Genomic DNA, 8784 nt, shown 5'->3' with positions numbered 1-8784 from the left:
GCTGCCGCCGGCGCCGCCCGCCGGTGAGCCGGGGTTGAAACCGGGCCCCAGATAGGCGAACCCGCCGCTGCGGTAGCGTCCGTCGATGTCTTCGACGCGCACGAGGCTGCCGCCGCCCGGCGCGGCGCTGACCGTGACGATGTCGTCGTCGTAGCGCAGGTATTCGCTGCCGCCGTCGGCCTTCCGAGCCGCAGGCGGCTCTTCCTCGACGATCGACGAGACGGTGGTGCCCACCGGGTCTGTCGACGTGTACGTCTTCGCGTCGCCCGCCGTGTTCTGCAGGGCGTAGGTGTCGGCGATGTAGTCGCGCACCCCGCCGCCGCACGCGGTCGCGGCCGACACCAGGAGCAGCATCGGGGCGAGCCGCATCCGTGTCCCGAACCTGCTCACGGCAGCCACCTGCTTCGTGTCTTCACGATCACCCCACCCCTGTCTCCTCCGTACAGATGGTCCACCGGATACAGATGCCAGGTCTGCCAGGCCCACCCGCCGGAATGTTCACGCGTCGCCGTGAGCGCGGTCAGCGCGGTGTGGTCTCCGGGAAACGCCCCGCAGATCCACCCCTCCACCTCGGTGGCCTGCCGCCGCAACCAGTCGGCGGTCTGTTCGAGGCGGGCGCGGTCGACGATGTCGGTGGTGGAGTCGAATCGGTACCCGCCCACGCTGTCGGACACCGGCAGCGGTCTACCGCCTGCCTGGATCGCGTCGCACGACACCTGCTCGGTGATCCGGTTGCCCGCCGCGGACGCCGTCACCGCGTGCGACGCCCCGAGCACGCCGAGGGTCACCCGCTCGTCGCCGTACGTGATGGTGAGTTCGGCCAGCGGACGCGGAGTTTCGGCGTTCACGACGAGGCCGAGCGCCTCCGCCGTCACATCCCGCGATTCGATGTCGAGGACGTGCAGCGTCACTGCGGCGGACCGGAGTGGATCACGGTGAGCTCACCCCGCGTCACGGCGCGGCCCGTGGAGACCTCCCACGACTGCGTCCGCGCCCAGCGCTCGAAGGACAGCAGGCCGGTCTTGTCGGCGGTCGCGTAGTCGGCGTAGTCGACGATGCCCTGGGGTGCGGTGCCGGTGGTGCCTTCCGCCGTGAACGCGGCGGTGCCGCGCTCGATCTGCCGGTGCACGACGTCGTCGAGGATCACGTCTCCGCCCGGTTCGAGGCCCGTGCCCTCGCGGCGCATCCACAGCGTCATGTGGAGGTTGCCCTCGTCGTTCTCGACGGTGAGCCACCGCTGACCGGTCGACCCGTCGAGGAGGTGTTCGTGCCAGATGTATCCCTCTTCGTCGAGGGTGATGGTCCCGCGCACGACGTGATCGATTCCGGCGTACGTGATGATGTCGCCGACTCCGATCTTGTACGGGTCGTAGACCTCCGGGTAGTCGGCGAGCGGATCGACCCTGGCAGCGGGCGCTTGTTTCTTTCCGGACCGATTCCGCAGGATCAGCACGATGCCCACGATCACGACAACGATCAGCAGCAGTAGCAGCAGCTTGGTCAACGATCTCTCCTGGTCGGCGGATCCGGCTCGGGAGGCCGGTGCCCGGCCCCCCACCGGTCAGTCACCTTACTGTGCGCCGCACACCCGCACACCTAGCGATTGCAGAAGCCAGGTAGCAAAGGCTAGCCTAACCGAACGCGCGAGCGGTGGGGCGGAGCACTGTCGTTCACCGCGATTCGCGCGGCATACGCCCAGAAGTCGACAGAACCGACAGTGAGGAACCATATGGCCATCCCGCCCATTTCGACCTACACGATTCCGGAGATCCAGGAGGCCCCCGAATCGAAGGTGTCCTGGCGCCTCGACCCCCGGCGCTCCGCACTACTGGTCCACGACATGCAGAACTACTTCATCGACGCGTACGACGTGCGTGCGGAGCCGATGTCGACCGCGATGGCCAACATGGTCCGGATTCGCGAACTCTGCTCGGAAGCCGGGATTCCCGTGATCTACACGATGCAGCCGGGCGACCAGCACCCGTCGCGTCGCGGCATCCTCGCCGACTTCTGGGGCCCGGGACTGACGTCGGGTCGCGACACCGAGGTGGTCGAGCCGCTCGCCCCCCGCGACGGCGACATCCAGGTGACCAAATGGCGGTATTCGGCCTTCCAGCGCACCGACCTCCGGCAGTTGCTCGGTCACCACGGCCGCGACCAGCTGATCGTGACGGGTGTCTACACGCACATGGGCTGCATGCTGAGCGCCGCCGAGGCGTTCATGTCGGACGTCCAGCCGTTCCTGGTCGCCGACGCGACTGCGGATTTCAGCCGCGACGAGCACCTCATGGCGCTCACGTACGCGGCCAAGCGCTGCGGTTCCGTGACCACCACGGATGCGCTGGTCTCGGCGCTGTCCCCGCTCGAAGTCGGCTGAGTCGACCCCGAAGGCCCCACTCCGGCGCAGTGCATCGCTTCCGAAGCTGCGCCGGTGTGCGTCGGCGGTCGGATCACCACGGCCGATGTGGTTAGGCTAACCTGACACGCTGAGTAGCTGAAAGCCCGAAAGCCCCAAGCCCGAAAGCCGAAAGCATCAGGAGTGCCTGTTAGATGTCCCTTTCGATATCGTCGCCGTCCACCCTGCAGACCGGGGCGGACACCGACGTCAGCTTGACCGCCGCCCAGCGCGAACTGTGGGCCGGGCACCACCTGGACCCGACCCGGTCGGCGTTCACGACAGCTGAATACGTGGAGGTCGCGGCCCCCGTCGACCTCGACGCTCTCGCCGCGGCGATACGCACGATGATCGAGGAGGCCGAGGTCCTCTCGATCCGATTCGAGGCCGAGCCCGACGTGCGCCGCCGGGCCGGTGCCCCACCGGACGCCGATTCGGACAACGTGATCCAGGTGCACGATCGACATCACGCACCCGAACTCGAGCGCCTCGATCTCGACAGGGCCGCGGCCGTGGAGTGGATGCGCGAGGACGTGCGCCGACCACTCGACTTCGCCACCGCTCCCCTCGTGCGGACCGCGCTGATCAGCACCGAATCCGGTGCGATCTGGTACCTCCGCGCGCCCCACGCACTGATGGACGCCTACGGGTATTCGCTGCTCACCCGCCGTGTAGCGGCGCTGTACGCGGCCCGGCTCGCGGGCACCGAACCCCGGCCTGCCACGTTTCCGCCGCTGCGCGAGCACGTCCGCGCGGCACAGGAGTTCGACGCCGCGGCCCCAGCCGGCGCGCCGCCCGCCGTCTCGCGTCCGGTCGGATTCAGTGACACGGTGCGCCGGCCTGCCCCCGATCCCCATCGGTGCACGATCCCGATCGACCCCGACGTCGCACGGAGCCTGCGCGCCGCGGCCGCCGCGCAGGCGACCACGTGGGCGGAGGCGGTGTACGCGGCCGCTGCCGCGTACCTGGGCTCCCACACGGGAGCCGAGGAGGTGACGCTCCGGATTCCGGTGCTGGCCCGCAACGGAATCGAGCTGGCATCGCCCGTGACGGCCACGAACATCGTGCCGCTCCGCATCCCCCTCCACGCCCGGCCGACGTTCGCCGACGTGACCGGCCGGGTGGCCGCAGCCCTGTCCGACACCCGGCCGTTCCAGCGCGTCCGGGACGCCGGGAGCCGCGTCACCGGCGGAGCGGTGGTGAACGTCAAACCGTTCGCCGCCAGAATCGCTTTCGGCCCCACCTCCGGGTCGGTGCACCAACTGGCCACCGGTCCGGTGGAGGACGTGGTGATCTCCGTCTCCGGCGCCGGCGACGAACTCACGCTCGAATGGGCCGGAAACCCCGGGGTCTACACGGACGTCGAGATCCGGAACCACGCACACCGCTTCGCGCACTACCTCCGAAGCATCTCCGTGGCAACAGAACCCGTCGCCGTCGTGGACGTCTGCGCCCCGGACGAACTGCACTCGTGGCGGTCGGCGGCCGGACTCGACCGGCGCGCGGTCGCAGCGGCACTTCCCGACAGCATCGTCTCGGCCTTCCTCGCGCAGGTGCGCGCCCACCCCGACCGGGCCGCGGTGAACGACCTGACGTACCGGGCACTCTCGGATCGCAGCGCCACCCTGGCCCGCCGGCTGAGGGCGGCAGGCGCCGGCCGCGGGACGGTCGTGGCCGTCAGCCTCCCCCGCGGCACCGATCTGATCGTTGCCGTCCTCGCGATTCTCCGCAGCGGCGGGACCTACCTGCCGATCGATCCGTCCTCCCCTGCCGAGCGGGCCCGGTTCATCCTGCGGGACGCGCAGCCGACGCTGGGCATCGGATCCGCCGATCTGCTCGGCGATCTTCCCCGCGTCGAGGAGGGCGCGCCGCAGTCCGGCGCCGGGGAACTCGACAGCACGGTGCGTGCCGACGACATCGCGTACATCATCTACACGTCCGGATCCACCGGTGTGCCCAAGGGCGTTCCGATTCCGCACCGCAACGTGCTGCGCCTGTTCGACGTGTCCCGGGCATGGTTCACGTTCACGGAGGACGACTGCTGGCCGCTGCTGCACTCGTATGCGTTCGATTTCTCCGTGTGGGAGATCTGGGGTGCGCTGCTGCACGGCGGCCGCCTCGTCACGGTCGACGAGACCACCCTCACGTCACCGGCCGACCTCGCCGCCCTTCTCGTCGACGAGGAGGTTACCGTCCTGAACCAGACGCCGTCCGCGTTCGGGCATCTCGTCGACGCCCTGGTTCGCGCGGACTCCTTCGATCGGCTGCGACTGCGGTACGTCGTGTTCGGCGGTGAGGCACTCGATCCGGCGGTCCTGCGCGCCTGGTTCGCCGCCTCGGGTCCGGCTACGGAAACGGCCCTGGTCAACATGTACGGCATCACCGAGACCACCGTCCACGTCACCGCCACGAAGGTCACCGCCGCCGACGTCGTGGACATCGGCGTGCCGCTCGGCGACCTGTGCACGTACGTGCTCGGGCCGGGGCTACGTCCGGTGCCGCCCGGCGTGACCGGGGAGATCTACGTGTCCGGGCCCGGACTGTCCCCGGGCTACCTCGGGCGTCCCGACCTGACGTCGGCGCGGTTCGTCGCCGACCCGTTCGCCTCGACCGGTACGCGCATGTACCGGACCGGCGACCTCGCCCGGTACGACGCGACCGGCACCCTCCACTACCACGGCCGGATCGACGACCAGATCCAATTACGCGGTTACCGTGTGGAACTCGGCGAAATCACCGCGGCGATGACCGCGGTTCCCGACGTGCAGGCGGCGGTCGCGACCGTGCACGAGCAGGCCGGCGGCGACCAGCGGATCGTCGGGTACGTCGTTCCCCGGCCGGGCAGCGCGCCCGACGCGGTCGAGGGGGACGTGCGCGCGCACCTCGTCCGCTCGCTACCCGGGTACATGACACCGTCCGCGCTGGTAATGCTCGACCGCTTGCCGTTGACCCACAACGGCAAGGTCGACAAGGACGCGCTGCCCGCCCCTCGTTGGCTCGGACAGTCCGACGCCACACCGCGGACCGACACCGAGGCCCGGATCCTCCCGCTGTTCACGTCGATCCTCGGCGCCGAGCAGGTCGGCGTCCACGACGACTTCTTCGCGCTCGGCGGAAACTCCCTCCTCGCCGCCGCCCTCGTGTCCGCGATCACCGCGGAACTCGGTGTGCCGCTTCGGGTCGCGACGGTCTTCGAGAATCCCACCGTGGCCGCCGTCGCCGCGCAACTGGAGGACACCGGCGAGCGGGTGCAGGCGAGCAGGCCGTCCCCGCGGGACCTCCCCGAGGGCACCCCGGTGCCGTTGTCCCCCGCGCAGGAACGCCTGTGGTTCCTCGACAGCGCGGCCGGCGGCGGAACGTACCTGCTGGCACTGGCGGTCGATTTCGGGGACGGCCTCGAACCGGATGCACTGTCCGCGGCGCTCGCGGACGTCGTGACCCGGCACCAGTCGTTGCGGACGGTGTTCCCCCTCGTCGACTCGATGCCCCACCAGGTCGTGCTTCCCGCGGCACACGCGAAGGTCCGGCTCGAGCGCGTCGACAACGTCGGCAACATCGAGGGACACATCGCGGCGATGACCACCGTCGGACTCGGGCTGACCGACCAGCCGCCACTGCGGGCCGTGCTGTACGAACCGCAGCACACGCTGGTCCTGTTGATGCACCACATCATCGGCGACGAATGGTCGCAGGCGAAGCTGCTCGACGATCTCGCGTTCGCCTACAACGCTCGCCGCGCCGGACGGGCACCGGAGTTCACGCCGCTGCCGCTGCAGTACCCGGACGTCGCCGTGTGGCAGCGCGAACGCATCGGCGCGGGCGACGACGCGACCCCGTTGCTGACCGGCCAGCTCGACTACTGGCGTGAGCAACTCGCCGGTCTGCCACTCGAACTGGGCTGGCGCACCGACCGCCCGCGGCCGGCCCTGCCGACCAACCGCGGCGCGAGTGTGCACCGCACGCTGCCGCCGGCGCTGCACGCGGCGGTCGATGCGCTGGCCGCCGAGCGGCGCGCGAGCTTCTTCATGATCGTCCACGCCGCGGTGGCTGTGCTCCTCGAAAGGCTCGGCGCCGGTGCGGACATCGCCCTCGGGGTGCCCGTCGCCGGTCGCAGCCACCCCGATCTCGACGCCATGGTGGGCTGCTTCATCAACACGGTGGTCCTGCGGACCGACGTGTCGGGCGACCCCACGTTCGACGAACTGCTGGACCGGGTCAAGACGGTCGACCTCGACGCCGTCGACCACGCCGACGTGCCGTTCAACCGCATCGTGGAACTCGTCAATCCCCCACGTTCCTCCGCCCGTCACCCCCTGTTCCAGGTGATGCTGTCGCACTGGAAGCAGGACGGCGCCGCGGAGCGTTTCGACGGAACGACGGCCGAGGTGCGGATGCTCGACGCGACGTCCGCGAAATTCGATCTGGCGCTGCGCTTCCAGGAACGTCCGGACAGCGGCGGGGTCGACGTGACAGTCGAGTACGCCACCGAACTCTTCGACGCAGCGACCGTCGAATCGTTCGCCGACCGCCTCGCCGTGGTGATCGAGCGCCTCGTCGAGAACCACGAACAGCGGATCGCCCGGCTCGACATCCTGACCCCGCAGGAGCGGGGCCGGGTGCTCGGCGAATGGTCGCACGCGGGGCACTCCGTCCCGGCCCGCACCTTCGACGAGTACTTCTCCGCGCAGGTGGCGGAGACACCCGACGCCGAGGCCCTCGCGGTCGGCGCGAGCGTGCGGCCTGCGGTGTCCCTCACGTACCGGCAGCTCGACGAACGCGCGAACCGGCTTGCCCACCTGCTGATCTCGCGTGGCGCCGGGCCCGGTGACGTGGTCGCGCTCGCACTGGACCGCTCCGCCGAGTTGATCGTCAGCGTTCTCGCCGTGCTGAAGAGCGGCGCCGCGTATCTTCCCGTCGACCCGACGTACCCGGCCGACCGGATCGCGCACATGCTCGCCGACGGCGCCCCGGTCGCCATCCTGACCTCCTCGGTCGGTGTGCCCGACCGCACGCCGCTGGGCACCGCCGTGCACGTTCTCGACCTGGACGATCCGGACCTGCAGGCACTGCTCGACGCCCAGCCCGTCACCGCCCCCACGGACGCGGACCGCAGCAGGCCGCTGCAACTCGACGACGCCGCGTATCTCATCTACACGTCCGGTTCGACGGGGGTGCCGAAGGGCGTCGTCGTCCCCCACCTGGGCATCGCGGACCTGCTGTCGCTGCAGTCGGACGTGATCGGCATGGACCACACCACGCGGGCGCTGCACTTCTCGTCCATCAGCTTCGACCTCGCGTTCTGGCAGATCATGTGGGGCGTGCTCTCGGGCGGAACGCTGGTGGTCGCGACGGACGCCGACCGCATCCCGGGTGAGCCACTCGCCCGCGTCATCAACGAGCACGACGTGAACTTCGTCGGCGTGCCACCGTCTTTCGCCGCCGCGTTCCCGCCGGAGCATCCCATCCCGGACGGCGTCGACCTGATGCTCGGCGCCGAGAAGCTCACCCCGCAGCTGATCGAGCGGTACGCACCCGGCCGCCGGCTGTTCAACGCGTACGGACCCACCGAGTGCACGGTCAACGCCACGCTGGCCCTCGTCGAACCGGGACACGAAGGTCCCGTCCCCATCGGCGTCGTCGACCCCGGCAAGCACGCCTACGTCCTGGACCACGCGCTGCGGCCGGTGCCCCCCGGCGTGTCCGGCGAGCTGTATCTCGCGGGCGACAGCGTCACCCGCGGATACCGCAACCAGACTCCGAAGACGGCGGAACGGTTCATCGCCGACCCGTTCGCAGAGCCGGGCAGCCGCATGTACCGGACGTCGGATGTGGTGTGGTGGGGCCGGGACGGTCAGATCTACTTCACCGGCCGGGCCGACTCGCAGGTCAAGGTGCGCGGATTCCGCATCGAACTCAACGAGATCGAGGCCGTGCTGTCCGGTGACCCGGACGTCGAGCACATCGTCGTGGTGGTCCGCGAGGACCGGCCCGGTGATCAGCGGCTGGTCGCGTACGCCACGTCGGTGCCGGGCGGCCGGATCGATCCCGACCAGTTGCACCGCCGCGCCGCCAGCAGGTTGCCGGACTACATGATCCCGGCGGCGTTCATCGCCGTCGACGAGTTCCCCACGCTCCCCAACGGCAAGCTCGACCAGTCGTCGCTCCCCGTTCCGCACCTGTCCCTGCAGGTGTCCGAGCGGGGGCCGCGCACGGCCCGCGAAGAGGTGCTGTGCCAATTGTTCGCGGAGGCACTCGGCATCGAGCGGGTCGGCATCGACGACAGCTTCTTCGACCTCGGCGGCCACTCGCTGATGGCGGCCGGGTTAATGAGCGCGATCTCGAAACGCCTGTCCGTCACCGCGACGGTGGCGTCGCTGTTCGCGGCGCCG

At 70.0% G+C, this 8784-nt stretch carries 5 protein-coding genes; 2 read left to right on the top strand and 3 right to left on the bottom strand.

What is annotated here, in order from left to right:
- The 3 genes from ACFTZB_RS39330 to ACFTZB_RS39320 all read right to left on the bottom strand — a co-directional run.
- A partial coding sequence (locus ACFTZB_RS39330) for a DUF4247 domain-containing protein (RefSeq protein WP_378440396.1) occupies positions 1 to 399 on the bottom strand: 399 nt, incomplete at its 3' end.
- The gene (locus tag ACFTZB_RS39325) at positions 387 to 911 is read right to left on the bottom strand and encodes a DUF2617 family protein (protein WP_378440394.1); all 525 of its coding nucleotides are present in this window, start codon (positions 909 to 911) and stop codon (positions 387 to 389) included. The genes ACFTZB_RS39330 and ACFTZB_RS39325, both read right to left, overlap by 13 nt.
- On the bottom strand, positions 908 to 1504 hold the full coding sequence (locus ACFTZB_RS39320) for a DUF4178 domain-containing protein (protein ID WP_378440392.1): 597 nt from the start codon (positions 1502 to 1504) through the stop codon (positions 908 to 910). Before ACFTZB_RS39320 ends, ACFTZB_RS39325 begins: the two co-directional genes overlap by 4 nt.
- A gap of 225 nt (positions 1505 to 1729) precedes the next feature.
- On the opposite strand from ACFTZB_RS39320, the gene ACFTZB_RS39315 reads away from it, so the two are divergent.
- Complete coding sequence (locus ACFTZB_RS39315; RefSeq protein WP_378440390.1) at positions 1730 to 2377, top strand: isochorismatase family protein; 648 nt, start codon at positions 1730 to 1732, stop codon at positions 2375 to 2377.
- Between the two features lie 173 nt (positions 2378 to 2550).
- Positions 2551 to 8784, top strand: a 6234-nt coding sequence (locus tag ACFTZB_RS39310) for an amino acid adenylation domain-containing protein (RefSeq protein WP_378440388.1), incomplete at its 3' end; no start/stop codon positions are given.

Source organism: Rhodococcus sp. NPDC057014 (genome assembly GCF_042673295.1).
Lineage (GTDB): Bacteria > Actinomycetota > Actinomycetes > Mycobacteriales > Mycobacteriaceae > Rhodococcus_F.
This window is presented reverse-complemented; position numbering and strand designations above follow the sequence as displayed.